The sequence below is a fragment of the Candidatus Eisenbacteria bacterium genome (genome assembly GCA_016867715.1).
GTDB lineage: Bacteria > Orphanbacterota > Orphanbacteria > Orphanbacterales > Orphanbacteraceae > VGIW01.
In genome coordinates this window covers 113595-138105 of the sequence record VGIW01000001.1, presented here as the reverse complement: position 1 = coordinate 138105, position 24511 = coordinate 113595, and the positions used below count along the sequence as shown (strand labels likewise).

Below are 24511 nucleotides of genomic sequence, written 5' to 3'. Positions count from 1 at the left end.
CGCGCGCACGTCGAGCTCCTCGATCCGCCAGCGGTTTCTCACCTCTCTACGAAGCGTTCTCGTCTCGCCCCCTCGGCGAACGACCAACCTTTCCGCCGTACGGACCGGGAATCGGAGAAGAACCCGCTCGCGCACGCGGTCGAGAGAGAGCGTGGCGGCCGGGAGAAGCGCGTTGTCCGCGAGAAGAACCGCGCGGGCGTGCGGGCGGAGAACATAGACCCCGTCCGCCGTCGGGTTCCGCGCGCCGATCGACGCCGTCTCCTCCGCGACCGCGATCGTCCCCGCCGGCGGATCGAGCCCGTAGAGGGCCGGATCCTCCGGAGCTTCGTCGACGACGCGGATGATTGTCGTCTCAAGGATCGCGCGAAGAATCGCCTCCATGCGTACCGGATCCGCTCGATCCTCGACCGGCCGCTCGATCCGCCACTCGTCTCCCTCCTTTCGAAAGACCCCATCGAGGGAGTCGTTCCGAATCGCGAGCCGATCGACCGTCTCCGCCCGCGCGCGAAAGAGAGGCGCCCGCTCCTCGGCCGGCCCGCCCCTCTCGCGTAGTAGGAGCGCGGCGGCGAGAAGAAGGATCGCGACGAAGATCACGGCGCGCGCGGTTCTCACGATCCCCTCCTCCAGCGGATCAGAACGGCGAGAGAGGCGAGGAGGTAGGCGCCCGGCACGATCCCGAGCGAAAAGACGGCGAGCGTCTTCGCCTCGCGATCCGAGAGGAGGAGCGGCTCGCTCGCGAGCGACCGCGTCCGGATCCCGAGGGGACCGTCCCCCCTCGCCAACCATCCGATCAGATCGACGAAGAGATCTCCGTTTACCCCGATCTCGATGAAGAGGTTCGACGCGAAATCGGAATCGCCGATGACGGCGAGCCGGCCGGTCCGGTTCCCCTCGGCGCGAACCGAAACGACGGCTCCGAGGAGGAGCGGTCCTTCGTGGTTTCCCTCGCGAAGCTCGAGCGTCCCGCGCGCGAGCCGGAGCGAGTCGGCCTCCCCCCGCGCCTCGGGCCCCGCGCGAAAGAGGGAGCGGATCTCCCCTCTCGCCTCTTCGTGGCGGAGACGGAGCGGTCGGGCGCGCGGGAAGACGCTCCTCCCGCGGAGCGCGCGCGTCGCGTCGTGCCGATCGTATTCGGCGACGATCGGAACCTGAAGATCCGCTCCGAACAGACGGCTCGACGGATCGACGATCACCTCGTCGGCCGCCTCGATGCCGAACCGCCCGAGAAGATCGTTGATGTTCGAAGATCCGTCCGGGTCGATGAGAACCGCGAGCCGCCCCCCGCGCCGCACGAACTCCTCCAGATGATCGATCTCCTCCGGTTGGAGCGTCTGGATCGGTCCCGCGAGGACAAGCGCCCCCGCCTCGTCGTGGACACCCTTCTCCGAGGCCTGAGACCCGCGCTCGACGCCGAGGCCCGCCTTGCGAAGCCGCTCCGCCGCGCGCGAGTACCCGCTGTCCCCTCTCTCCTCCGGGTCCTTCTCTCCGCGGCCGGCGAGAAAGCGAACCCGGCGAGGCTCCTTCTCCAGAAGTCGAAGAACCCCCGCGGCGATCTCCGCCTCGTCTCGCGCGAGCACGGTCTCGCGCCGTCCCTCCTTCTTTAGGATGATCGCTCCGTACGCCCGAAGTCCGAGCGCCCGCGCGACTCCTGGGTTCCGATCCGGATCGACGATCGAGTACGCGAACCGGGAGCTCGCGCCCGCGAACCTCTCCAGGAGATCGCGAGCGAGCGAGGCGCCGGGATCCCCCGGCCGATAGAAGGCGGTCGCCTCAAGCGGCCCGTCGAGCCGAGCGAGGATCTCGACCGTGCCGGGCGCGAGCGCGTGCTCCCCCTCGGACGTGATGTCGATACGCGGACCGTGACGATCCGCCGCGACCACCGCCGCCGCGAGGAGAAGGCCGATCGCGACGAAGAAGCCGATCCCGCGGACCGTCACATCCCTCCACCCTCTCGTCCCGACGACCCGAGCGGCCAAGAAAAGCGGAAAGGCGATCCACGCGAGGAAGAAGAGGGCGTCCCCCGCCTCGAGTATTCCGGCGCTGGAGCGCGCATACCGATGGAAGAAAGAGATCGACTCGAGAGCCCGTCCCGCAGCCGGTCCGCCGAACGCCGCGCTCCAACCGATCCCCCACGCGAGCACGAAGAACCCGACGGTCCAGATGGCGGCGACGGCCGCGCTCGCGGTGAGCGAGGAGGCGAGAAGCCCAAGCGCCAAGAACGTTGCGCCGAAGAGAAAGAGCCCCGCGTACCCCCCGGCGAGAACCCCCGCGTCCGGAGCCGAAGCGAAGAGCAGGAACGCCGGAAGCACCGCGCTCGCGAGAAGAAGAACCGCGAGGAAGAGAAGCGCCCCGGCGAACTTTCCGAGAACCGCGTGAATGGGACGGATCGGATAGCTGAGGAGGAGCGCGAGCGATCCGCTTCTCTTTTCTCTCGCAAAGAGGCGCGCGGCAAGAAACGGGAGGACGAGGAGAACGAGAACGCTCATCGTGCCGAAGAACGGCCGGAGGATCCCGTCGGAGATCCGGAGCGGCTCGGCGCCGGGAGGTCTCGCTCCGGCCTGGAAGGATTGCAGATGATAGAAGAGCACGTGCCCGCGGAAGAAGAAACCCGCGAGGAAGAGGAAGACCGTCCCCGCGGCGCAGGCGATCGGGGAATGGACGAAGCCGCCGAGCTCGCGCCGAGCGAAAGCCAAGACGGTTCGCATGTCAAGCGTCTCCCCGGACGAGGCGGAGGTAGACCTCCTCGAGCGTCGCGCCCTCGCCTTGAAACGCCTCCGGAGCGCCGTTGGCGGCCAACCGCCCTTCGTGGAGCACGAGAACCCGGTCGGCAAGCCGCGAGGCCTCGTCGAGATCGTGCGTGGAGAGGAGAATCGTGCGCTCCGACCGAAGGCCGCGAAGCCGCTCGCGAAGGGCGGCGGTCTCCTCCGGATCGAGAGCGGCCGTCGGCTCGTCGAGGAGAAGAACCTCCGGGTCCCCGAGAAGCGCCTGCGCCAAGCCGACCCGTTGCCGAAAGCCGAGCGAGAGAGGGCCGATCCGCCGTTCGGAGACCGGCCCGGCGCCCGAGCGGTCGAGCGCCCACTCGATCGCGCCCTCCCGATTCTTCGGGTCAATCCCTTTGAGATCGGCGACGAAGCGAAGATAGCAGCGCGTCTTCATCCCGTCGTCGACGGGAACGCGCTCGGGAAGAAACCCGATCCTCCGCCGAGCTTCGAGCGGGCTCGCCGCGACGTCAAAGCCCGCCGCCTCGGCGGAACCGGAGTCGGGAGGATGCGTTCCGGCGAGGACGCGAAGCGCGGTGCTCTTCCCAGCCCCGTTCGGACCGAGAAGCACGGCGAGCTCCCCGCGCCGAACCTCGAACGAAACGCCCGACAGCGCCGTCCGCCGTCCGAACCGAACCGACAGATCGGTGACCCGGATCACGCGCGCGTTCACTCCGTTCGAGGGGAGGGCGGCCGCCGGAGAATCAACCGGTCCCGCGAAGCCTCTCCTTCGCGAGGGAGGCTTCCACCGCGTTCGGATGCTCCTCGATGATTCGCGTGAGGACCTTCCGCGCTTCCTGTTTCTCTCCGAGGTCGAGGTAGCAGGTCGCGAGCTTGAGAAGAGCCGCGGCCACTCGCTCCGAGTCGGGGAAGTCCCTGGCAACACGCTGAAAGTGGTTCGCCGCCTCGCGCGGATCTCCTTCCGCGAGGAAGCACTCCCCGATCCAGTAGCTCGCGTCGTCGGAGAGCGCGCTCGCCGGATACGCCTCGAGGAACGCCTCGAATCCCGCGCGCGCGGCCCGGTAGTTTCCGCGGATGAGGTCGAGATAGGCGGCGTCGTAGAGCGGCTTCGGATCGATCGCGACCGCGGTGGTGTCCGCCGGGCGGCCCGCCTCCGGAGGCGGGGCTTGGCCCGAACGATAGAGGAGACGATCCACCTTCCCCTCGACGCGCTGCACCCGGTCCATGCTCTCCACAATTCGCTGTTCGAGGTTCTGCGCCCTGCGGAGGCTCTCCTCCCGATCCGCCGTCCAGCCCGCCCGTAGCTCGCGGAGGAGCGAGGCTTGCTCTGCGGCCAGGGTTTCGAGGCGGGCCAGTCGCTTCTCCGATTCGATCTGGTCTTCTCGGATGCGCGCGATCGACTCCGCGCTCTCCTCGGTCGTGATCGGACCGCGCACGAGCGCCCTGCCGTAGCATCCCGCGAACACCGACGCCGCCGCGAGAAGAGACAAGGCGCTCGTTATGCGATTCACTTCAATCTTCCTACTTGGTCACGTGGAACTCGGCGCGCCGATTGATCGCCCAGCCCTCTTCGTTGCTGCGCCTGTCCTTCGGCCTCTCCTTCCCGTACGTGACGGTCGTGATGTTGGCCGCGTCCACGCCGTACTGCACGAGGTAGTTCTTGGCGGCGTTCGCCCGCCGCTCGCCGAGCCCGAGGTTGTACTCGACCGTGCCGCGCTCGTCGCAGTGTCCCTCGATCCTCACCCTCCAGCCCTTGTTCTCCGAAAGAACCTTCGCGTGCTGGGCGAGGATCTTCTGCGCGCCCGGCTTGAGGTCGTGCTTGTCGAAATCGAAGTTGATGTCGACGAACTCGTACGCGGCAGGCGCCTCGGCCGGCTTCTCCTCGGGGACCGGCGCCACCGTCTCCCTCGGCGTCTCCTTCTGCGTCGGCGTCGGCGGCGGAGCCTTCTTCTTCCCGCCGCAGGAGACAACGAGCGGAATCATCAGCAGGCAGGCGATAAGGAATAGCGCCGTCTTCTTGCTTGCCATGGTAGCCTCCCTCCATCCCCTCCTCGGCCGAGCTAGTTCCTCGGCCGGGGGGACCAGGATGGTGAGTAATCTCCCCCGTCACCCGATGCGAGAAGCCGCACGTCGCTCCCGTCGGCGAGCATCACGTAAAGCTTTCTCTCCCCGGTACGGGACGAAGAGAAAACAATGTGCCGGCCATCCGGAGACCACTCCGGATCCTCGTTGCTTCCGCTTCCAAGCGTAAGAAGGTACGATTCTTGATCGGTCATGTCAAGAACTCGTACCTGGAATCCGCCTTCCTCCCGCGAGACGTAAACGATCCGATCCCCCAGGGGGGACCACTTGGGGGAGGCGTTGTACCCGCCCGAGTAGGTGAGGCGCGTGACATCGGAGCCGTCGTCGTTCATCCGGTAGATCTGCGGCCTTCCCGACCGATCGGAGACGAAGACGATCTGCCGGCCATTCGGCGCCCACGAGGGCGAGGTGTCGATCCCGTCGTGATAGGTGAGGCGGCGGAGGCCCTTCCCGTCCCGGTTCATCAGGTAGATCTCCGAGTTCCCGTCCCGGGACATCATGAAGGCGATCCGCTTCCCGTCGGGGGACCAAGCCGGGGCGCTGCTCATGCCGAGCGACTGCACGACCGGCCCTCCCGCACCGCCGCCCGCGTCCATCCAGTAGATGTCCGGCTCGCCGCGTATATAGGATGTATAAAGGACTTTTCCGCCGTCCGGGGACCAGCGCGGCGTGATGTTCAAAGAGCCGTTCCCGAGGATCCGCCGGAGGTTCGCGCCGTCCCAATCGACCGCGTAAAGGTCGGCGACGCGGCCGTCCGTCCGCGAGAAGACGATCCGGGTTCGCGAGAGCCCTCTCTCCCCGGTGAGGTGGTAGATCACGTCGTCGGAGAAGCGGTGCGCGGCCCCCCTCGGCCCTTCCGACTCGATCCCGTATCGGCGCGCGACGATCCTCCGCCCTCCGGGCGCTTGATCGAGAAGCCCCTCGAGCGATCCCCTCTCCGCGTCCGCCGTTCCGGAGACGACGGCACGCGCCCGAAGGGTGTCGTCCGAGTTCCACGGGATCATCTCGAAGAACCCCGCGATCGAAAGATCGCGAACGACCGTCTCCTCCAGGGTCGCCGCGAGCGCCGGGTCCCCGCCGAAGGAGCGAACCCCGATCGGGATGCGCGTCGCGCGGAGCTTGGTGACCCCGAGCCAGACCTCGGTCTGGCCGAGGACCGTCCCCGGGAGAAGCATCAGGAGAAGAACGATGCTACCTCTCGAAACGGAAGACAAAGAACACCCCCAAACGGTCTCCCGGAAATCCGTCCGGGAGCGGCGGAAACGGATCCGACTCGAGGACCGCGCGGATCGCCGACAGATCGAAATACGAGATGCCGGAGCTTTCGCTCACTTTCGGGCCGTGCACCCGCCCGTCGCGGTGGATATCGAAGCGGACGGTCGCGCTCGGCGGCTTCCCTCCGGAGACGAGCCCTTCGGGCGGCACCCAGCGATCGCCGATCCGCGCCTCGATCAGCGCGAGGTAGTAAAGGAACGGGAAGTCGGCGCCGTCGAGTCCCACGATGCCGGACCCGGAGCCGAACCCGGAACCCGTTCCGGTTCCTATCCCGGTCCCGGCCCCGGAGCCGCCCTCGCCGCCCGATCCGCTCGAGGTCCCCTCTTCCGGCGGCCTCTCTCTCGTTCGGGTCGTGTCTTTCTTTTTGACATCGGTCTTTTTCGGTTCGTTTTTTGACGGTTCGGTCTTTTTCATCGGCCGGGGCTTCTCCGGGATGCGCACCGTCTTCTCGTCCTTCTTCTCCGGCTCCGGAGCCTTGGCCGCCGGGCCCGGTCCCTCTCCCGGGGCCGGCCCCGACCCGCCGGGGAGCTGGACGAGGCTCACCCGATACGCTCCCGGGTGCGGGACCGCGAAACGGGCGCCGCTCACCGACCGCACGTAGACGAAGAAGAGGGCGGCGTGGAGAACGAGCGAAACGCCGAGGTAGGGAGGCAGGCCTCTAGGAACCCGCATGGGAGCGCTCCTCCGGCTGCGTGACGAGGCCGACCGCTTCGATTCCCGAGCGCTTGAGGACCCCGACGAGACGGACCACCACGCCGTATGGAACTTGCGCGTCGCCCCGGACATAGACCTCCCTCCCTCCGGAGGGGAGCACCGTCGTTCGGACCGCCGCCTCGAGCTCCTCGGGCATCATCTTCCTCTCGTTGAGGTAGAGGGTGCCGTCGCGGGTCACCGTGAGGATCCACGCGTCGCTCATGTCGATCCCCTGCGCCTCCGCCTTCGGAAGATCGACGTCGAGCCCCTCCTTGAGGAGAGGAGCGGTGAGCATGAAGATGATAAGGAGGACGAGGATGACGTCCACGAGCGGCGTGACGTTGATCTGGGAGAGGGGATGGAACTCGTCTCGAGCCAACGTCTATCTCCTCGTCAGGCGATCCGCGAGCAGGGAACCGAAGCGCTCAAAGTCGATCGAGTAGTTCCGAATCCGCCCGAGGAAGTGGTTGTAAGCGACGACCGCGGGGATCGCGGCCGCGAGACCCGCCACCGTCGCGATGAGCGCCTCGGCGATGCCGGGCCCGACCGTCGCGAGGTTGGTCGAGCCCTTCATCCCCATCGCCAGGAACGCGTCCATCACGCCCCACACCGTTCCGAAGAGACCGATGAAGGGGGTCGCGTTCGCGGTGGAGGCGAGGAAGACGAGGTGCTTTTCGAGCGTCTGAAGCTCTCGCTGCGCCGTCCGTTCCACCGCCCGCTCGATCCGCCCCCGATCTTCCGACGGCAGCCCCCCCGGCTTCTCGATGTCATCCATGAGGTATGCTTCTTTCGCCGATGAACCATGTCCCTCGCGGACCCCGGAGACGAGAAGCACGCGCAGAGGCGTCGCCTCGTACCCTCCGCCCACGCAGCGCCGGATCGCTTCCGCGAGATCGCTTCCCGCGAAATCGCGCCGGAACGCGCGCGACGCGCCGTCCACCTTTCGGAAGCGCACCACTTTCTCCAAGATGATCGCCCAAGAGACCACGGAGAAAACGAGAAGGATCAAGAGAACCGTCTTCGCGACCGGCCCGGAATGGGCCACCAGAGTCCATACGTTCCCCTCGAGCGTCCCCGAGGGGCCCATCGGGGCCAGCGGCATTCGCTCCTCCCTTCCGCGGCGCGCATCGCCAACTTCTTTCGTGCGCGACGGATACATGCCTCGACGCCGCGCGCGAGTATAGGTAACACCCCGAAAGGTGTCAACGAGACCTCAAAAAAAGACGCCCGCCTTCGAAAAGGCGGGCGCGGGGAACTCGGCTTCAGGTGCTAGCTCTGGATGTTCTTCCACCAGGTCCGGGTCGGGGTGAAGTAGACCTCCCGGTACTGCTTCGTGTACTGGTAGCGCTTCGTCCTCGCGTTCCACTTCCGCTGCGGCTTCTGCGTGGCGCAGTAGAAGCTGCCGAAACCGGGGATCTTCACCCCGCCGCGGCGCGGCGTGTAACGCTTGATGCAGTCGAGCGTCGTCTCGACCGCCATCCAGACATCCTTCTGCGGGAGCCTCGTCTTGTAGGAGACGTACTTCACGAGCTGGCTCTTGTTCATTTCCTTCCTTCCTCCAATTCCCTTCGACGGCCGCCCCGGACACGGCGCGGCCCGAAGGGAGGGTTGTGAAACGCATCCTCCATACGCAAGGACGGTGCCAAACGAACCGAGAATCTACCCGAGAAGCGTCATTCTAACAGCTTGTATAACAATCAATTACGAATGTCGATCGCGGCACTCTTAGGAAGACCAGATGGGATGCTCAAAAACTTGGCGATGATGCGGCCCGAAGCGGCGAATTCTCTTCCGTTCGGCAAGAACGAGCGAAGGACGGTTTCTCAACGAAGAAGACGTCGAAGGAACTCGTCGAGGATCGCGGTCTGCGCCCCGAAGGCGAAGCGCTCGACCGCCTCGCAGGGCGCGGATGACGCGAACGTCCCCTCCTTCCACGCGCGAAAAGCGTCCGCCAGCTTCTCCGCCACATCCTCGGGGCGCGAGACATCGGCGGCGGAACCGAGACGAAGATCGAGAACCATTCGCCGCGCTTCCCCCTCCGGGCCGATCGTAAGAACCGGGGGACCCGCGATCATGTATTCATAAAGCTTTCCGGAGACGATCTGGTCGCTTCCGGGCCCCGGCGCGATCACCTGAAGGAGGAGATCCGCCGAGACCATCCACGCGAGGCTCTCCCGATGCGCGACGAACCCGGTCGTCTCGACCTCCTCCTCGAGGCCGAGCGCGCGGACCGCCTCCAGCGTGCGCGCGCTTTGCGCGCCGACCACGACGACTCGCGAGGCTCCCCGCGGAATCCACCCCGATCGGAGACACTCCCGATACGGGGCGAGCAGGAGGCGCGGGTCCGTTCGCTTATGAAACGTTCCGACAAAAACCATCGTGAAGCGATCGAAACGCTTCCGCTCGAGGCCGGCGAAGTCCTCCGGGTCGTAGCCGTTGTGGACCGTGAGGAAGCGCGCCTCCTCCTTGCCTCCGGCTCCCTCGATCAGGATCGAGCGGATCGTGTCGTTCACCGAGACGATCCCGTCCGCCTCGCGGAGGACCGAGCGTTCCAGGGCGCGGTTCATCTTCGCGTGGAGAGAGGTCGGCGAGGGGAGATCGGGGTTGGCCGTCCAGGCGTCGCGGAAGTCGGCGACCCAGGCGACGCCGGTGCGCCGTTTCGCCGCGCGCCCGATCAGGTGGCAGGTCTGCGGGACGTTGATCGAGTAGACGAGATCGATCCCTTCCTCTCGGACGACCCGCTCCGCCGCGCGCGCGGCGAACGGAAACCACCCGATCGAGTTGTCCGGAACGAAGAACCACGTGTTCACGCTCTTCGCCCAGCGCGTGAGCCGGCCGAAGAGCGGATCCCTCCGCGTCCCGTCCGCCGCCCCCTCCTTCGGGGGCGGACGAAGCCGCCCGAAGAGACGGAACGGGTCCGCGCTCTCGGTGCGAACGACGCGCACCCCCTCGCCGAGCTCCCGCTCGAGCGTCGGGTCGATGCAGTAATAGTACGGGGTTCGTAGGGTGAGCACGGTCGGGCGCCATCCGAATCGCGGCAGGTAGCGCGCGAGCTTCACCGCGCGGAAGGCGCCCACGCCGCCGAGGGGCGGGAAGTAATACGAGACGAGAAGGATCTTCCTCTCCGCCATCTTCCCGCCCCGGCGGTCAGACCCGTTCGCGCTCCGAGAAGAAGAACGCGATCTCGCGCGCGGCCGTCTCCGGCGAATCCGACGCGTGCACCGCGTTCCGCTGCACGTCGAGCCCGAAATCGCCGCGGATCGATCCCTTCTTCGCGTCCGCGGGTTTCGTGGGGCCGATCAGATCCCGGAGAGCCCGAACCGCGTCTTCCTTCTCCAAGACCATCGGCACCACGCTTCCGGACACGACGTACTCGACGAGCGGCGCGAAGAACTCCCTCTCCCGATGAACCGCATAGAAGCTTTCGGCTTCATCTTTTCGAAGCCGAACCATCCGGATCGCGAGGAGGCGGAACCCCGCCTCCTCGACCCGCCGAAGGATCTCCCCGGTGAGGTTCCGAGCGGTTGCGTCCGGCTTCACCATGAGGAGGGTTCGTTCGACCGCGCTCATCGCTTCCGCGACCTCGGCTTCTTCCCCTTCGCGGCATGCCTTTTCGCGGCGCGCGGCTTCGGCGCCGGCTTCCTCGCGGCGGTCTTCGCCTTCGAGGCGGCCTTTTTCGCCCCAGCCGCCCCCTTCTTCGGAGCGGCCTTCGCGGTCTTCTTCGACGGTCTCTTCTCGAGCGCGTTCTTCATCAAGGGACCGATCTCCGACGGGAGCTTCGCGACCGGTATCCCCGCTTTCTTGAGCGCGGCGATCTTCTCCTCGGCCGTCCCCTTCCCGCCCGCGATGATCGCGCCCGCGTGCCCCATCCGCTTCCCGGGGGGCGCCGTCCGGCCGGCGATGAACGCGACGACCGGCTTCGTCACGTGCTTGGCGATGTATGCGGCCGCCCGTTCCTCTTCCATGCCGCCGATCTCTCCGATCAGAACGATCCCCCCGGTCTCCGGATCCGCCTCGAAGAGCGGGAGAAGGTCGAGGAAGGTCGAGCCGACGATCGGATCCCCGCCGATGCCGATGCAGGTCGACTGGCCGAGCCCGACCCGCATGAGGCTCGCGACCACTTCATACGTGAGGGTTCCGCTCCGCGAAACGACGCCGACCGGGCCCGTCTTGTGGATCGGCCCCGGCATGATGCCGACCTTCGCCTTTCCGGGCGAGATCACGCCCGGACAGTTCGGGCCGATCAGGCGCACTCCCTCGCGCCGCATCGTGTCGTACAGGCCGATCATGTCGAGCGCCGGAATCCCCTCCGAGATGCAGACGATCGTCTTGATCCCCGCCTCGATCGCCTCGTACATCGCGTCGGTCGCGAACGCCGGAGGGACGAAGATCACCGAAGCGTTCGCGCGCGCCTTCTCGACCGCTTCGCGCACCGTGTCGAAGATCGGGATCCCGTCGAAACGCTCGCCCCCCTTCCCTGGGGTCACGCCGGCCACGATGTTCGTTCCGTAGGCAATCATCTCGCGGGCGTGAAACGATCCGTCCCGCCCCGTGATCCCCTGCACGACCAGCCGGGTCTTCTTGTCCACCAGGATGCTCACGACCGGCCTCCTTTCTCCGCAAGCCCCACGACCTCGCGCACCGCATCGTCCATGTCGGTGAGGGTCGTGTACCCGGCCTCCTCGAGGATCTCCTTCGCGCGTTTCTCGTTCGTCCCGGTGAGGCGAATGACGATCGGGAGCATCGTCGAGCGCCTCTCGAAAGCGGTCCGGATTCCGACCGCCACGTCGTCGCACCGGGTGATGCCGCCGAAGATGTTGAAGAGAACCGCGCGGACCTTCGGGTCGCTCGTGATGATGTCGAGGGCGGCCACCACCTTGTCCGGGCTCGAGCTTCCGCCGATGTCGAGGAAGTTCGCCGGCTCCCCGCCGAAGTGCTTGATGACGTCCATTGTCGTCATCGCGAGACCGGCGCCGTTCACAACGCAGCCGATGTTCCCGTCGAGCGGAACATAAGAGAGGTTGTTCTCGCGGGCGAGGGTCTCCGCCCGCGCCTCCGCGTCGAGATCGCGCATCGCCTCGATCTCCTTCCGGCGGAAGAGCCCGCTGTCGTCGATGTTGATCTTCGAGTCGATCGCCCAGACCTCCCCCGAAGGGGTCGTGACGAGCGGGTTGATCTCCGCGAGAGAGGCATCGCACGCGAGGAACGCGTCGTACATCTTGAGAAGGATCGTCGCCGCTTCCTTCACGAGCCTCGGATCGTCGTACAGGCGCGAGGCGAGCCAGCGGGCCGCGTACGGGCGGAAGCCGACGTTCGGGTCGACCGTGAACCGAAAGATCTTCTCCGGCGAGGTGCGCGCCACCTCCTCGATGTCGACGCCTCCCGCCGGGCTCACGAGAAACGTGAGCCGCCGCTGATCGCGGTCGAGGATCATCCCGACGTACGCCTCCGTGGCGATATCGATCGCCTTCGACACGAGCACCTTCTTCACCGGGAGGCCCTTGATCTGCATGCCGAGAACGTCGCCCGCGACCCGCTCCACATCGTCCAAGTTCGGGACGTAGCGGATCCCGCCCGCCTTCCCGCGCCCGCCGACGTGGACCTGCGCCTTCACCATCACGGGAACGCCGATCCTCTCCGCCGTGCGGCGCGCCTCCGCGGGGGTCGAGACCGCGTCGCCGTCCGGCACGCGGACCCCCGCCCGGCGGAAGATCTCTCTCGCCTGATACTCGTGGATTTTCATCTTCTCCCGCTCCGTTTCTTCTTCGAAACGCCGTTCCAGAACCGGGTGAGTACCTCGTCGAGATCCGGCTTGCCGATCTCCTGAAGCTCGTACGTCACGCGCACCGCCGGGATCGGGATCTCGATCAGCCGGGTGAGATCGATCGGCGTGCCGATCACGACGACCTCGGCGTCGGACGCGCGGATCGTCGCCTCGAGATCCTTCACCTGTTTCTTTCCGTACCCCATCGCCGGCACGAGAGGACCGATGTCGGGGTAGTCCTCGTAGATCTTCCGGATCGATCCCTTCGCGAAGGGACGCGGGTCGACCGCCTCGGCGGCGCCGAATTTCATCGCGGCCACCATGCCGGCTCCGTATTCCATTTCTCCGTGTGTGAGGGTCGGCCCGTCCTCGACGACGAGCACGCGCTTCCCGCGCACGAGGCTCGGCCGATCGATCGAGACCGGCGACGCGGCGTCGATCAGAACCGCCTCCGGGTTGATCGCCGTTACGTTGCGGCGGACCTCCTCGACGTGGTCCGGATTCGCCGTGTCCACTTTATTGATGATCAAAACATCCGCCATCCGGACGTTCGCCTCGCCGGGATGGTAGGTGATCTCGTCGCCGGGGCGGTGCGGATCGACGACGACGATCGCGAGGTCGGGACGGAAGAAGGGGAGATCGTTGTTCCCGCCGTCCCAGAGGATCACGTCCGCTTCCTTCTCCATCGCGCGGAGGATCTTCTCGTAGTCGACGCCCGCGAAGACGGTCGTCTTCTTCCGGATGTGCGGTTCGTACTCTTCGCGCTCCTCGATCGTGCACTCGTTCTTGTCGAGGTCCCGAAGAGTTCGGAAGCGCTGGAAGACCTGCTTTCGGAGATCGCCGTACGGCATCGGATGCCGCGCGACCGCGATTTTCGCGCCGAGCCGGCGGAGAATGTCGGCTGCGCGCCGCGTCGTCTGGCTCTTCCCCGAGCCGGTGCGTCCCGCGCAGACCGAGACGACCGGCTTCGCGCTCGCGAGCGCGGTGCGCTCGAGGCCGGCGAGGCGGAAGTCGGGGCCGGCGGCGATCACTGCCGAGGCGATGTTCATCACCCGCTCGTGAGTCACGTCGCTATACGCGAACACGACCTCGTCCACGCGCTTGGCGCGGATCAAATCTCCGAGCTCCGCCTCGGGGAGGATCGGGATCGCCTCGGCATAGTGAGGCCCCACCAGCTCGAGCGGATACGCCCTGCCGTCAATGTTCGGGATCTGCGTCGCCGTGAACGCGACAACCTCCACGTTCGGGTCGTTCCGAAAGACCGTGTTGAAGGTGTGGAAGTCGCGTCCGGCGGCTCCCATGATCACCACCCGTCTTCTTCTCATCTGCCGATCCGTCCTTGTTCGGTTCTCGTTGGAATCGGGAGCGGAAGAGGCCGAACCGATGAGGCCATGCCCCCACGGCACAGGGGCTGATTGTAGCATCTCTCCCGGCGCGGACAAGGAGAAAGCCGTCTCGCTCTACCCGTACCGCTCCACAATGCGCGCGATGAGGCGCTGCGTAGAGAGTCCGGACCGAAGGGGGACGACGATCACATCGCCCCCCGCAGCGCGCACCGTCTCCGCGCCGACGATCGTCTCGGGCGAATAGTCGCCTCCCTTCACGAGCACGTCGGGACGGAGTCGTTCGATGAGCCGCGCGGGGGTCTCCTCGCCGAAGAGCACAACGAAGTCGACCATCTCGAGCGCCGCGAGAAGCTCCGCGCGCTCCGCTTCCGCGACGAGCGGCCTCCCCTCCCCTTTTAGCTTCCGAACCGAATCGTCCGTGTTGAGCCCGACCGCGAGGAGATCGCCGGCCCGTTTGGCGGCGCGGAGCACGTCGAGATGTCCGGCATGGAGGATGTCGAAGCAGCCGTTCGTGAAAACGAAGCGAAGCCCCTCGCGCGCGGCGCGCGCCCGCTCCAAGACAAGCTCTTCCTCGCGAACGACGCACCCCATCGTCACTCCCCGCGGAAGGCCCGCTCGAGCGCGGAAAGGGAGACCGCGGCCGCGCCGGATTCCTGCACCACCTCGCCCGCCGCGCGGTTCGCCACGATCGCCGCCTCGACGCCGCTCCCCCCCGCGAGGGAAGCCGCCGCGAACGCCGCGATCACCGTGTCCCCCGCTCCGGTTACGTCGAAGACTCGCCGCGCGACCGTGCCGATGTGCGTCACCGTCCCGTCCGGCTCGAAGAGGCTCATTCCCTCCGCTCCGCGCGTCACGAGAACCGTGGTCCCGGGGAGCATCTCGAGGAGGCGCCTTCCCGCGCGAAGGAGAGAGGCATCGTCGATAATCCGCTCCCCCGCCGCGAGGCTCGCCTCGGCGAGATTCGGCGTGACCAGCGAAGCCCCGCGGTAGAACGAGAAATGCTTCACCTTTGGATCGACGAAGACTGGACGCTTGATGCCCGATGCGTCGATCGCCCGACGCACGCTCCTTTCGGAGACGACCCCCTTCGCGTAGTCGGAAAGAACGAGCCCGTCTGCGGAAAGGACCGCCTCGGAGAGAAGATCTCCGATTCTCTCCTCTGTCTCTGCGTCGAGCGGGTCTTCGCGCTCATGATCCACGCGGACGACCTGCTGTTGGTTTGCGAGGATGCGCACTTTCCGCGTCGTGGGGCGCCCGGGCGCGCGAACGACGAGGCCCGTGCTCATCCCGGCGGCCCCGAGGAGATCGAGGAGAGCCTCGCCGTCCGCGTCGTCGCCGATCACGCCGCAAAGCATCGGCTCGGCGCCGAGCGCGAGGAGGTTCCGAGCGACGTTCGCCGCCCCCCCGAGCCGCTCTTCCTCTCGAACGACGCGCACGACCGGAACCGGCGCCTCGGGAGAGATCCTCGAGACCTCTCCGAACACGTACCGGTCGAGCATGAGATCCCCCGCCACGAGCACGCGAAGGCTGCGGAAGCGGGAGAAGAGGTCGGCGGCGCGGGCCGGATCGATCGTCGGGGTCATCGCGCTCCTCGGTTCGCGTCCGTTCGGGCGTTCAACAACGCGTGGATTATGCACGCGGCGGGAGAGCCGGTCAACGCGCGACTCTCCCCGGCGCGGTTGCGGGGCGCTCGGCCGACGGTTATAGTCTCCCCATGTTGCGGAACGCTCTCGCTGGAAAGGCGTGGCTCTTGAGCCGGGCTTACGGCTCGTGCGCGATCCTCGCCGCTCTTCTTCTCGCGTTCGCCTCCGCGCCCGGAGCCGCGCCGCCGAAGCCGGTCCCGGTCTCGTGCCTCTATCCGCGCTGGGCGGCCGGCGAGGACGTGGGAAAGAGAGCGGGCGCTTCCTCCGAGACCGCCCTCGTCCCCGCGCTCGCGGAGACGATCCGGGGCGCCGCGCCCGACTCGATGGCCGCCGTGGTCGTTCTTCTCGACTGGACCGATCAGGAGGCGCGGCGGACGACGAATCCTCCATCCCGCTTCGAGAAGGAGTATTTCCAGACGTCGGCCCTTCAAAACGAGACGATGCGCGACTACTATCTCGAGATCTCCGGCGGACGCTTCCGAATCGGCGGAACGGTTACCGTCTGGCTTCGCTCCTCTCTCCCGTACGGATACTATGTGAACGGAGACGGAACTCCGGGAACCAAGGACGACTACGGGTTCGACACATCGGCCGAGGCGTTCGCCGCGAAGCCGTACGCGGCAAACGTGTGGGGGATCGTCCGCGAGGCGGTCGATCTCGCGCGCGCCGCCGGGCTCGACTTCTCCCTCTTCGACAACGACGGGCCGGACCGAATCCCCTCTTCCGGGGACGACGACGGGATCGTCGACGCGCTCATCGTCCTCCACGCGGGGGCGGGCGCGGAGCGTGTCTTCGACCCGTACCTCGGGCCGAGCCAAATCTGGTCGCACAAGTCGGACATGAACGATCCGGCGATCCTCGGTCTCATCGGGCCCACCCTCGCCGACGGCGTCCGGATCGGTCCGTACAACATGGTCCCCGAGATCGGGCAGACCGGCGTGTACGCCCACGAGTTTGGGCACATCCTCGGGCTTCCCGATCTCTATCGAACGTACAACCAAGACGGCACGACCATTCAGGAATCAACGATCGGAGCCTATTGCCTGATGGACGCCGGCTCGCTTCTCCCCTTTCGGACGACCGGGACCGTGGCCGCGGGGGATTCCCCCTCCCACGTGAACCCGTTCTTCAAGGCGTGGCTCGGGTGGATCGACCCGGTCGGCTACGAGGCGGGCCCCGACTTCTCGGGGCCGCTCGCGCTCCGGCTCGACGAGGTCGAACGCGGCGGAGAGGTCGTTCGCCTCCTCTCCAACCCGGGCGGAATCGACTGGGACGGCAAGGGAAGCGGAACGGGCGAGTACTTCCTGATCGAGAACCGAAGGCAGGTCGGCTTCGACGCCTATCTTCCGGGATCGGGCCTCCTCATTTGGCACGTCAACGAAAGAAGGCCGGCGAACGAGTCGGCGGATTTCGCCAAGCGGCTTCTCGGGGTCGTGGAGACCGACGGCGCCCCGGGCAACCTCGGAAGCTCGACCCCTCAAGGATCGCTCAACCTCGGCGAGGAGGCCGATTGTTGGCCCTACGGCTCCAAGACCGAGTGGACCGACGAGACGAGCCCCTCGTCCGCTTTGCACGGGGGCGCGTACTCCGGCGTCGCCGTCAGCGAGATCCGCGAGCAGGGGGCGAGGATCGCCTTCACGCTCGATCTCGAGAGCGTGCGGAAGGGGGAGCCGTACGTGTACCCGAACCCGTTCACTCCCGCGAAGGACGAGCAGGCGGCGATCGCATTCCGCATCTCGACGGGGACACAAGAAGATGCGGTGACGACCTCGGTTCGCCTGTATGATCTCGGAGGACGTCTCGTCCGAACGCTCGAGCGCGCCGGGGACGAGATCGTCGCCGACGGGGAGGGGATGCGGGCGTTCTGGGACGGCCGGAACGACGCGGGCGAGGAGGTCGCCTCCGGAGTTTATCTCTACGTGATCGCGGGCGCCGGGGATCCGAAGACCGGAAGGATCGCGGTCCTGCGATAGGAGAAACATGATGGAAGAGCCGAAACCGAAACTGAACATCGAGCTCGGCGAGAAGGAGGCGGAGGGGATTTACTCGAACCTCGTGCTCATCTCGCACAGCCCGTCCGAGTTCATCATCGACTTCGCCCGCATGCTCCCCGGCCAGCCGAAGGCGAGAGTCTTCTCGCGCATCGTGATGACGCCGCCGAACGCGAAGGCGCTCCTCGAGACGTTGAAGCGGAACATGGACATGTACGAAGAGAAGCACGGCGCGGTGAAGCTTCCCGGAAAACAGGAACCCTCGCAGGGTATCGGCTTCCGGCAGGGCTAGGAGAGTTCTTGGCCTTCATCGACGCCAGAGGCATCGAGGACGGCGCCTCCCTCTCGGCCGACCTCTGTATCGTAGGCGCCGGCGCCTGCGGAACGACCCTCGCGGCAGAGCTCGAGGGTTCTTCCAGCAGCATCCTCCTCGTCGAAAGCGGCGGCTTCGGCCCGGACGAGGAGACCCAGGCGCTCTACGATCTGGAAAGCGTCGGCTACCCGATCCGCGAGAAGTTTATGTCGCGCGCACGGTACTACGGAGGTTCGTGCAATCTTTGGGCGGGACGGAACATGCTCCTCGAGCCGATCGACACGGCCCGCCGGAGCTGGGTCGCCGGGAGCGGCTGGCCGATCCCCTATGAGGAGATCGCCTCGTATCATGCGCGCGCGGCGCGGGCTCTTCGCCTTCCTTCGATCGAGAAGTTTGACCCGTCAACCTACGCGAGCCGAATGACAAGGGACGAGAAGGCTCTCTTCGCGGTGGGACGGCTCCGGCCCGCGATCTCCCTCTGGGGAACGAAGCCGAGGCGCTTCGGTGCCGCCCACAGGAAACGACTCCGGCGCTCCGCGAACACGCGCGTTCTTCTTCAGGCGAACGCCGTCCGCGTCGTCCTCGACCGCGAGGGGCGCGCGGTCGAATCGATCGAGGTGCGGACCCTCGCGGGGAAGCGAATCGAGATCCGGGCGAGGAGCTTCGTCCTCGCTTGCGGCGGCATCGAGAACGCGAGGCTTCTCCTCGTCTCGCGCGACCGCCGTCCGGACGGGGTCGGCAACGGCTCCGGCGCGGTCGGGCGCTTCTTCATGGACCACCCGCGCGCCGTGTACGGAACGGTGAGCCTCCGCAAGGGGAACCGCGTCCCTCTCATCCGCGGCATTCCGCTTCGCGACGGCAAGGTCCAGTTCGGGATCGGGCTCTCCGAAGAGATCCAGCGCGGCGAGGGGCTCCTCGACCACTACGCGACGCTCGAAGCGCGCTACTCCGCGTACGTCGAGCAGAAGTACGAGACGATGGTTCAATCCGCGAAGGTTCTTCTTCGAAGAGGTTATGCCGGAAGCCGGTGGAAGATCGGACGCGCGGAGTTCGGCGAGATTCCGGGGATGATCTACCTTCTCACGCCGAAGGAGCTGATGCCCCACTTCGTCTATCGATGGATGACGACGATCCGCCGCGTGTGGAACCCGGAGTCCGGCGGGAACGAGAGGGTCGTCGTCTACTTCTGCGAGCAACCTCCGGATCCGGAGAGCCGTGTCGCCCTCTCGGACGAAAAGGACGCGCTCGGCATGGCGCGTGTCCGCCTGCATTGGAAGATCCCCACGGAGGTTTCGAGAACCCTCTTCCGCCTCCAGGATCTTCTCGCCGAGCGCCTCGCGGCCGAGGGGATCGGCACGCTGACGCCGGGCGAGGGGGAGCCCCGCTTCTCCGACGCCTCCCATCATCTCGGGACCACCCGCATGTCCGACGATCCGAGGGACGGGGTCGTCGATCGGAACTGCCGCGTGCACGAGGTCCGGAATCTCTACATGGCGGGCGGCTCGGTCTTTCCGGCGACCGGACATTCGAGCCCCACGCTCACGATGATCGCGCTCGCGCTCCGCCTGGCCGACCACCTTCGCGACGAGAGCGCGTGTACAATCTAGCCTGGAACCGTTCCTCGGCGCCCCTCTCGTTCCCCGCTACTTCCAGAAACGAACCGCGGCGAGGTCTTTCTCCTTGATCTCGCGGGTAAGCGCGAGAAAGAGGAGATAGACGCCGAGGACCGCCGCATATTTCACGAGAAGGAGCGCGCCGTCCGCGCGAAGGAGAAGCGCGACCAGAAGCGCGGCGAGGGAGGCGAGGATTCCGCTGAGAAACGTGCGCCGTAGGAGAAGCCCGCCGAATCGGCGCCAGACCAAGAAGGCGTAGAGCGCGGCGCCGACGGATGTCGCCGCGAGAAGCGAGAACGCCGCGCCCACGGCGCCCGCTCGCGGAACGAGGATCATCCCCGTCCCCACCATGAGCGCGAGAATCCCGAACCCGAGGAACGCGACGCGGTAGAACTCCCCCCGGCCGAGCAGCATGTAGGAGAAGGAGACGAGAAAGGCGAGGAGCGCGTACGCGAAGATGAGAACGCGAAGAACCTCTCCCCCGCCCGAGTACTTCGCGGAGAAGAGAAAGGTCATGATCCTCTCCGCGTCCAGCGCGACGAGGAGCGCGACCGGGAGAAGGACGAGCCAGAGGAAGCGGACGGCCCCATGCACGTACGCGAGCGCCGCGGCGTCGTCCCCCTGCGCGATCGCCCGCGAGATCGAAGGGAAGAGCACCGCGCCGACCGCGATCACGATCATCTCCGGCCCCTTCGCGAGATGTGCGGCGGCGACGTAGACACCGATGCTCCCCTTCGCCGCATCGCCGGAAAGAGATTTCAAGATCCAAAGATGGACATTGTGAAGAAACGAGAGAGCGAGAGCGGAGAGGGCGAGCGGTATCGCGATCCGCATGAGAATCCCGAGGAGCCTCCGGTCGGGCTTCGCGACGCGGATCGGGATCCGAGCGGTCAAGATCAAGAGCCCGATGAGGGAGCTTGCGATGATCACCGCGAGGGCGCGGGCGACCGTGACCCCGACCGCCGTGAGGAGAAGCACGCCGAACAGCTTCGCGAAACCGACGACAAGGCCGCCGAGGGCGACGGTGCCGAACTTCCTCTGGCCGAGGCCGACGCCCCGCAGAACGAAGTAGATCCCGAAGAAAGGAATGTCGAAGGCCGCGAGACGGAAGAGACCCGCTTCGCCCGGAGCGTTGAGGGCCCTGGCGAAGAAAGGGGCCGCAAGAACGAAGAGCACGAAGACCGCCAGATAGGAGACGAAGCCGAGAACCAGCGTCGTTTGGCCCACCGCCTCCTTCTCCTCGCGACCCTCCGCGATGAGGCGGGTCGCCGCCGCAGGGACGCCGAACTGTCCCGTCGTCTCCGCCCACGCGAGGACGGAGAGGATGATTCCATAGAGGCCGAACGCCTCGGGCCCCAGCTCCCGCGCGAGGATCAGCGTCGCGAAGTATCCGGTGAAAAGCCCGAGCGCGTGCTCCGCCGAAAGCTGCAACGTCCCCTTCGCCGCCCCGTGAGTCAACGTTCTCCTCCCGACCGACTATCGTCCCTCGTCGACTCGCGCGAGGCGCCCGGCCTTCCTCCCGCGCTCCGCCGGGTGAGAAGACCCGCCATCTCCTCCTCCGTTTCCCACTTGTGAAACAGACGCCCCCACGTCTCCACGCAGACGAGATGGAAAAACGAGTGGGGGTTTTCGCGGTGAAGCCTCGCGAAATCCCCGATCGCGTCCGCGTCGAGCCGGAAGAAGTCCGCGCAGAACCCGTTGCGAAAGAGCTCCGGACGAGCGAGACGCGCGAGATAGCGCGCCTCGGGCAGAGCCCACGCGATCTTTTTCCTGTGAACGATCTGCGCCGGCACATAGCGGCTCGCGACCTCCTTCAGGGCCCACTTGTTCGTGCCGCGCCGGAGAAGAAAGCCGAGCGGATAGTGGATCGAACGTCGGATGGAGTCCTTGTCCTGCACTGGGTCGCGGTGCTCCGCGGAGACCGCCATGCCGAGCCGGTCTGCGCGATGGAAGAAGCGCGGGCGTAGAAGCGCGAGGTCGGCGAGCCGCGTCGCCTGGATCCCGCGCTCGGAAGCGCTCCTCAAGAACGAGTAGGCGTCTTCGCATCTTCCGATGAGCACGTCCCGCGCGTGTCCCCGGACGGAAGACGCGCTCCCTCCCGCTCGAGCGCCTCGCGCGCGGCGGAGCGGTTCGTGAGAAAACCATCGAAGACGATCGAGAGCGCCCCGTCCCGTCCCTCGAAGATCCCGCCGCCGTTCTTCCGCGGGTAGGTCCAGACCGTTTCCCCGAAACAGAAGCCTCGGCCTTCGAGCACGCGTCGCCTGTCGGGACCTCGGTGCGCGAGTAGGTCGCACATCCGCCCGACGGTCGCGCGGGCCTCCTCCCCCGACGCCGCTTCCGAAAAGACGAGGCCCGCGATTCCGGACACGGTCCACCCTCCCTACACTTCGCGCCCGCGCCGCCGGATCAGCGGACAAGGCTCTCCCAAACGCCGCCGTCCATGTCGCTCGGAACGTCGCACCCGAGAAGACCGAGGATCGTCGGGGCGAGGCCGACAAGATGCTCCGCGCCGAGAAGCGATCCCGCTCGGAACTCCGGTCCCCTCGCGGCCACGAACGCGTTCGGCCGGTGGTTTCCGGTGTAGTACGGAGCGATCGCGTATCCCGGACCGCCGGTCACGCGTCCCGCAGCCGGCGACTCGACGGCGTCCAGGATTCGCGCCTCGGGGCTCCACGTGACGACGAGGTCCGGAAGGTGCGCGCTCTCCTTCCCCGGGAAGAGCTCCTGTGCCCGCGCGATCCGCGCGGCCGCCCGCGCACCGTTCTCCGGGTTCACGAGATCTCCGAGGCTCGCCTCGAGAAACGCGAGAAGCTCCTCCGCCTCGGGTCCCGGCTCCACGATCCCGCGGGGCTCTCTTCCCTTGAGGTTCAAACGAACATAGCCCTCGTTCGCGTTCGGGACGACGTACGCCTTCGTCCGTTCCCAATCGATGCCGTGGCTCGCCCATTTCGTGCTCATCCTATAGTGAAGCGCGCGCGGAATGCGGCGGGTGACCTCCTGCCGAAGTCGAAGCGGAACGAGACGACGCGCGCGAGAGAGAAGCCCCGGCCCGCTCGCTCTTCCTCCGACCTCCTCTCCCTCCCCCGCGCCCGGCGCGAAGTAGACGCCGAGTCGGCGGAGAACGCCGGGAATGAGATGACAACCGGCGTAGTTCGGTCCCATCCCGTCCGCCGAGACGACGAGGACGTGGACCGAGTCGTCGGTTTCGGCGAGAAGCTCCCCGAGGGCCTCGTCGACGGCGGCGTAGACATCCCGGAGCGCGTGTTCCAACCCCCGCGCCTCCTCGGGCCGATGAGCCGGATAGGAGGAATCGACGATGTGCCACAGGTAATGGCCCGCCGCGTGGGTCTCGGCGAAGTTGACGTAGGCGAAATCCCACGGGTGCTCGCGGAGAAGCCACCGATTCACTTTCGACTTCAAGGAAAGAGCGGCTCGAAGCCGATCACGTAGCCAACGCGGGTCGGGGACGGTGAGCACCTTCGTGTGCTCCGGAAACGGATAGGCCCCGAAAAGCCGGCGGATCTCCTTGCCGATCGCACGGGGAACCGTTTCCGGGTCCGAGAACCAGGTCCAGGTCCCGTATTCGTGGACCTGGATCCCCGCGAACGGCTCGACCGGGTGCGCGAAAAAGGCATCGGCGACGAGGCAGCGGCGGCCCGCCTCGTCGAGGAACTTCCAGAAGGGGGGCATCGCTTGATCCTGCGCGCGGGCGCGGCGAATCCCCTGCTCGCCGGCGCGAACCTGATAGGCGTGATAGATCCCATGCTTGCCGGGCAGCGTGCCGGTGTGCACGGTCGGCCACGCGGATACGTGCAGGATCTCGGCGGCGGTTCGGGGCTCTCCCCAGACCCCCTCCTCGCGGAGCGCGCGGAAATGGGGAAGATGACCTTCGCGGCACCAGCGGTCGATGAGCGCCCCGTCCGCGATGTCCACCCCGACAAGCAGAACGCGCCGGTTCCCCGCCGGCGCTCTTCGGCTTCCCCTATTCGCGCGCCCGCTTCGCTTCGTCATCCCGATCGCGTTCTCAGAGTCGAGTCCCGCTCAGAGGACCCGCCCATCACCTCGTCGATCGCCACGCGCCTCCCCTCCTTGTGCGAGATCCACGCGGCCTCGACCATGGCGAGCGAGCGGATGTTGTCCTCGCCGCGCGTTTCAGCGGGAGCGCCGGTAACCACCGCGTCACGAAGAGCGTTGAGGAGGGACGTCGTTCCGCCCCGCGGGTACTTCGTGGCGTCCCCGGGCGGCACCTTCACGCCCCGGACCGGAAGGAAGAGCTTCTTCCCGCGCGCGCGCCGGAAGACATACTTCCGATTCGTCCATAGATCGCCCTTCTCCCCCTCGACGCGGAGCATGAAGGAGAAGTAGGGCGAGGCGAGCGTGCTGTAGTACTGAACGTGCATTCCGCCCTCCATCTCGACGAGCGCCTCCGTGCTCGCGAAGCCCTTCCATCCGCTCCACGGAGGGTTCCACGCGCGCGCCGAGATCCAGGCCGCGTCGCGTGAAAAGAGCGCGCGAATGCTGTCGAAATGGTGCACGCCGATTTCTTGAAGGTGCGGGTTCTCGAGCTCGTCGACCCACGCGGGGAGCCGATCCTTCGGTTGGTTCCGATAGTCGACGAACGTCGCCGCGCTGATCGTCCCGAGCACGCCGTCGGCGAGGACCTTCCGGACCGTCCGCTCCGCCGGCCAGTAGCGGTAGTTCTCGGCGACGAGAATCGGCTTCCCGACCTCGCGAGCCTTTTCGAGAACCCGCTTCGCCTCGCGGACGGTGACCGCGAGCGGCTTTTCCGTCATCACGGGAAGACCGGCCTCGAGGGCGAGGAGCGCGTGCTCCGCGTGGAGGTCGGACGGGGTCGCGATGAGCACGGCGTCGGCCTCGGTCTTCTCGATCGCCTCGCGGATGTCGGTGTAAAGGGCGCAGAAGCCGCTGCCGTAACGGGCGCGGACCGCATCCAGCGCCTCCCGCCGGCAATCGACGCACGCGGCCGTGGTCGTGTCGGGATGCGCCCGGATGAACTCGATCCAATGGCCGCCCCGCACGCCCACCCCGATCTGAAGAATACGGAGAGCCACTT

General features: G+C 66.8%; 24 protein-coding genes. 3 read left to right on the top strand and 21 right to left on the bottom strand.

What is annotated here, in order from left to right; translation table 11 throughout:
* The 17 genes from FJY73_00595 to rfaE1 all read right to left on the bottom strand — a co-directional run.
* On the bottom strand, nucleotides 1-612 hold a 612-nt coding region (locus tag FJY73_00595; GenBank protein MBM3319161.1), incomplete at its 3' end, for a DUF4340 domain-containing protein.
* A complete protein-coding gene (locus FJY73_00590) occupies nucleotides 609-2702 on the bottom strand; it encodes a Gldg family protein (protein MBM3319160.1) in 2094 nt (697 codons plus the stop codon). The genes FJY73_00590 and FJY73_00595, both read right to left, overlap by 4 nt.
* Nucleotide 2703: 1 nt before the next feature.
* Complete coding sequence (locus FJY73_00585; GenBank protein MBM3319159.1) at nucleotides 2704-3417, bottom strand: ABC transporter ATP-binding protein; 714 nt, start codon at nucleotides 3415-3417, stop codon at nucleotides 2704-2706.
* A 43-nt stretch (nucleotides 3418-3460) separates the two neighbouring features.
* Nucleotides 3461-4228, bottom strand: a complete 768-nt coding sequence (gene ybgF / locus FJY73_00580; GenBank protein MBM3319158.1) for a tol-pal system protein YbgF — start codon at nucleotides 4226-4228, stop codon at nucleotides 3461-3463.
* 10 nt (nucleotides 4229-4238) lie between these two features.
* Nucleotides 4239-4700 carry a peptidoglycan-associated lipoprotein Pal gene (gene pal, locus FJY73_00575; protein ID MBM3319157.1) on the bottom strand — a complete coding sequence of 154 codons (462 nt, stop codon included), beginning with the start codon at nucleotides 4698-4700 and terminating at the stop codon, nucleotides 4239-4241.
* Between the two features lie 77 nt (nucleotides 4701-4777).
* Complete coding sequence (gene tolB, locus FJY73_00570; GenBank protein ID MBM3319156.1) at nucleotides 4778-6013, bottom strand: Tol-Pal system beta propeller repeat protein TolB; 1236 nt, start codon at nucleotides 6011-6013, stop codon at nucleotides 4778-4780.
* Nucleotides 5991-6746: a TonB C-terminal domain-containing protein gene (locus tag FJY73_00565; GenBank protein MBM3319155.1), complete on the bottom strand. Its 756-nt coding sequence runs from the start codon at nucleotides 6744-6746 to the stop codon at nucleotides 5991-5993. Before FJY73_00565 ends, tolB begins: the two co-directional genes overlap by 23 nt.
* Nucleotides 6733-7146 carry a biopolymer transporter ExbD gene (locus tag FJY73_00560; protein ID MBM3319154.1) on the bottom strand — a complete coding sequence of 138 codons (414 nt, stop codon included), beginning with the start codon at nucleotides 7144-7146 and terminating at the stop codon, nucleotides 6733-6735. The genes FJY73_00565 and FJY73_00560 overlap by 14 nt, the downstream gene beginning before the upstream one ends.
* Before the next feature lie 3 nt (nucleotides 7147-7149).
* Nucleotides 7150-7869 (bottom strand): MotA/TolQ/ExbB proton channel family protein, encoded by a 720-nt coding sequence (locus tag FJY73_00555; protein ID MBM3319153.1) that lies wholly within the window; start codon nucleotides 7867-7869, stop codon nucleotides 7150-7152.
* A 167-nt stretch (nucleotides 7870-8036) separates the two neighbouring features.
* Nucleotides 8037-8312, bottom strand: a complete 276-nt coding sequence (locus FJY73_00550) for an HU family DNA-binding protein (GenBank protein ID MBM3319152.1) — start codon at nucleotides 8310-8312, stop codon at nucleotides 8037-8039.
* A gap of 278 nt (nucleotides 8313-8590) precedes the next feature.
* The gene (locus FJY73_00545) at nucleotides 8591-9898 is read right to left on the bottom strand and encodes a glycosyltransferase (GenBank protein MBM3319151.1); all 1308 of its coding nucleotides are present in this window, start codon (nucleotides 9896-9898) and stop codon (nucleotides 8591-8593) included.
* 16 nt (nucleotides 9899-9914) lie between these two features.
* Nucleotides 9915-10337, bottom strand: a complete 423-nt coding sequence (gene ndk / locus FJY73_00540) for a nucleoside-diphosphate kinase (GenBank protein MBM3319150.1) — start codon at nucleotides 10335-10337, stop codon at nucleotides 9915-9917.
* Nucleotides 10334-11368, bottom strand: coding sequence for a succinate--CoA ligase subunit alpha (gene sucD / locus FJY73_00535; GenBank protein MBM3319149.1), 1035 nt, complete (start codon nucleotides 11366-11368; stop codon nucleotides 10334-10336). The genes ndk and sucD overlap by 4 nt, the downstream gene beginning before the upstream one ends.
* Nucleotides 11365-12510: an ADP-forming succinate--CoA ligase subunit beta gene (gene sucC, locus FJY73_00530; GenBank protein MBM3319148.1), complete on the bottom strand. Its 1146-nt coding sequence runs from the start codon at nucleotides 12508-12510 to the stop codon at nucleotides 11365-11367. The genes sucD and sucC overlap by 4 nt, the downstream gene beginning before the upstream one ends.
* The gene (locus FJY73_00525) at nucleotides 12507-13856 is read right to left on the bottom strand and encodes a GTPase (GenBank protein ID MBM3319147.1); all 1350 of its coding nucleotides are present in this window, start codon (nucleotides 13854-13856) and stop codon (nucleotides 12507-12509) included. The genes sucC and FJY73_00525 overlap by 4 nt, the downstream gene beginning before the upstream one ends.
* A gap of 135 nt (nucleotides 13857-13991) precedes the next feature.
* Nucleotides 13992-14468, bottom strand: coding sequence for a D-glycero-beta-D-manno-heptose 1-phosphate adenylyltransferase (gene rfaE2 / locus FJY73_00520; GenBank protein ID MBM3319146.1), 477 nt, complete (start codon nucleotides 14466-14468; stop codon nucleotides 13992-13994).
* Between the two features lie 2 nt (nucleotides 14469-14470).
* Nucleotides 14471-15460 carry a D-glycero-beta-D-manno-heptose-7-phosphate kinase gene (gene rfaE1 / locus FJY73_00515; GenBank protein MBM3319145.1) on the bottom strand — a complete coding sequence of 330 codons (990 nt, stop codon included), beginning with the start codon at nucleotides 15458-15460 and terminating at the stop codon, nucleotides 14471-14473.
* A gap of 167 nt (nucleotides 15461-15627) precedes the next feature.
* On the opposite strand from rfaE1, the gene FJY73_00510 reads away from it, so the two are divergent.
* Genes FJY73_00510 through FJY73_00500 form a run of 3 tightly spaced genes read left to right on the top strand, consistent with a single transcriptional unit; the run spans nucleotide 15628 to nucleotide 19431 of the window.
* A complete protein-coding gene (locus FJY73_00510) occupies nucleotides 15628-17493 on the top strand; it encodes a M6 family metalloprotease domain-containing protein (protein MBM3319144.1) in 1866 nt (621 codons plus the stop codon).
* Between the two features lie 7 nt (nucleotides 17494-17500).
* Nucleotides 17501-17803 (top strand): DUF3467 domain-containing protein, encoded by a 303-nt coding sequence (locus FJY73_00505; GenBank protein ID MBM3319143.1) that lies wholly within the window; start codon nucleotides 17501-17503, stop codon nucleotides 17801-17803.
* Nucleotides 17804-17811: 8 nt separating this feature from the next.
* A complete protein-coding gene (locus tag FJY73_00500) occupies nucleotides 17812-19431 on the top strand; it encodes a GMC family oxidoreductase (GenBank protein ID MBM3319142.1) in 1620 nt (539 codons plus the stop codon).
* Nucleotides 19432-19467: 36 nt separating this feature from the next.
* On the opposite strand, the gene FJY73_00495 is transcribed toward FJY73_00500, so the two are convergent.
* The 4 genes from FJY73_00495 to FJY73_00480 all read right to left on the bottom strand — a co-directional run bounded on the left by FJY73_00495 (nucleotide 19468) and on the right by FJY73_00480 (nucleotide 24509).
* Entirely contained in the window at nucleotides 19468-20895 is a 1428-nt protein-coding gene (locus FJY73_00495) for an oligosaccharide flippase family protein (GenBank protein ID MBM3319141.1), read from the bottom strand.
* Nucleotides 20892-21731, bottom strand: a complete 840-nt coding sequence (locus FJY73_00490) for a hypothetical protein (GenBank protein ID MBM3319140.1) — start codon at nucleotides 21729-21731, stop codon at nucleotides 20892-20894. The genes FJY73_00495 and FJY73_00490 overlap by 4 nt, the downstream gene beginning before the upstream one ends.
* A gap of 112 nt (nucleotides 21732-21843) precedes the next feature.
* On the bottom strand, nucleotides 21844-23448 hold the full coding sequence (locus FJY73_00485; GenBank protein ID MBM3319139.1) for an alkaline phosphatase family protein: 1605 nt from the start codon (nucleotides 23446-23448) through the stop codon (nucleotides 21844-21846).
* Nucleotides 23445-24509: a Gfo/Idh/MocA family oxidoreductase gene (locus FJY73_00480; protein ID MBM3319138.1), complete on the bottom strand. Its 1065-nt coding sequence runs from the start codon at nucleotides 24507-24509 to the stop codon at nucleotides 23445-23447. Before FJY73_00480 ends, FJY73_00485 begins: the two co-directional genes overlap by 4 nt.
* Nucleotides 24510-24511: the final 2 nt, after the last annotated feature.

Bases quoted from the DNA above. Each gene is read 5' to 3' on its own strand.
- FJY73_00590 (MBM3319160.1), bottom strand. From the start codon at position 2,702: ATGCGAACCGTCTTGGCTTTCGCTCGGCGCGAGCTCGGCGGCTTCGTC.
- FJY73_00505 (MBM3319143.1), top strand. From the start codon at position 17,501: ATGATGGAAGAGCCGAAACCGAAACTGAACATCGAGCTCGGCGAGAAG.
- rfaE1 (MBM3319145.1), bottom strand. From the start codon at position 15,460: ATGACCCCGACGATCGATCCGGCCCGCGCCGCCGACCTCTTCTCCCGC.
- pal (MBM3319157.1), bottom strand. From the start codon at position 4,700: ATGATTCCGCTCGTTGTCTCCTGCGGCGGGAAGAAGAAGGCTCCGCCG.
- sucC (MBM3319148.1), bottom strand. From the start codon at position 12,510: ATGAAAATCCACGAGTATCAGGCGAGAGAGATCTTCCGCCGGGCGGGG.
- FJY73_00555 (MBM3319153.1), bottom strand. From the start codon at position 7,869: ATGCCGCTGGCCCCGATGGGCCCCTCGGGGACGCTCGAGGGGAACGTA.
- rfaE2 (MBM3319146.1), bottom strand. From the start codon at position 14,468: ATGGGGTGCGTCGTTCGCGAGGAAGAGCTTGTCTTGGAGCGGGCGCGC.
- FJY73_00485 (MBM3319139.1), bottom strand. From the start codon at position 23,448: ATGACGAAGCGAAGCGGGCGCGCGAATAGGGGAAGCCGAAGAGCGCCG.
- FJY73_00525 (MBM3319147.1), bottom strand. From the start codon at position 13,856: ATGAGAAGAAGACGGGTGGTGATCATGGGAGCCGCCGGACGCGACTTC.
- ndk (MBM3319150.1), bottom strand. From the start codon at position 10,337: ATGAGCGCGGTCGAACGAACCCTCCTCATGGTGAAGCCGGACGCAACC.
- FJY73_00545 (MBM3319151.1), bottom strand. From the start codon at position 9,898: ATGGCGGAGAGGAAGATCCTTCTCGTCTCGTATTACTTCCCGCCCCTC.
- FJY73_00565 (MBM3319155.1), bottom strand. From the start codon at position 6,746: ATGCGGGTTCCTAGAGGCCTGCCTCCCTACCTCGGCGTTTCGCTCGTT.
- FJY73_00550 (MBM3319152.1), bottom strand. From the start codon at position 8,312: ATGAACAAGAGCCAGCTCGTGAAGTACGTCTCCTACAAGACGAGGCTC.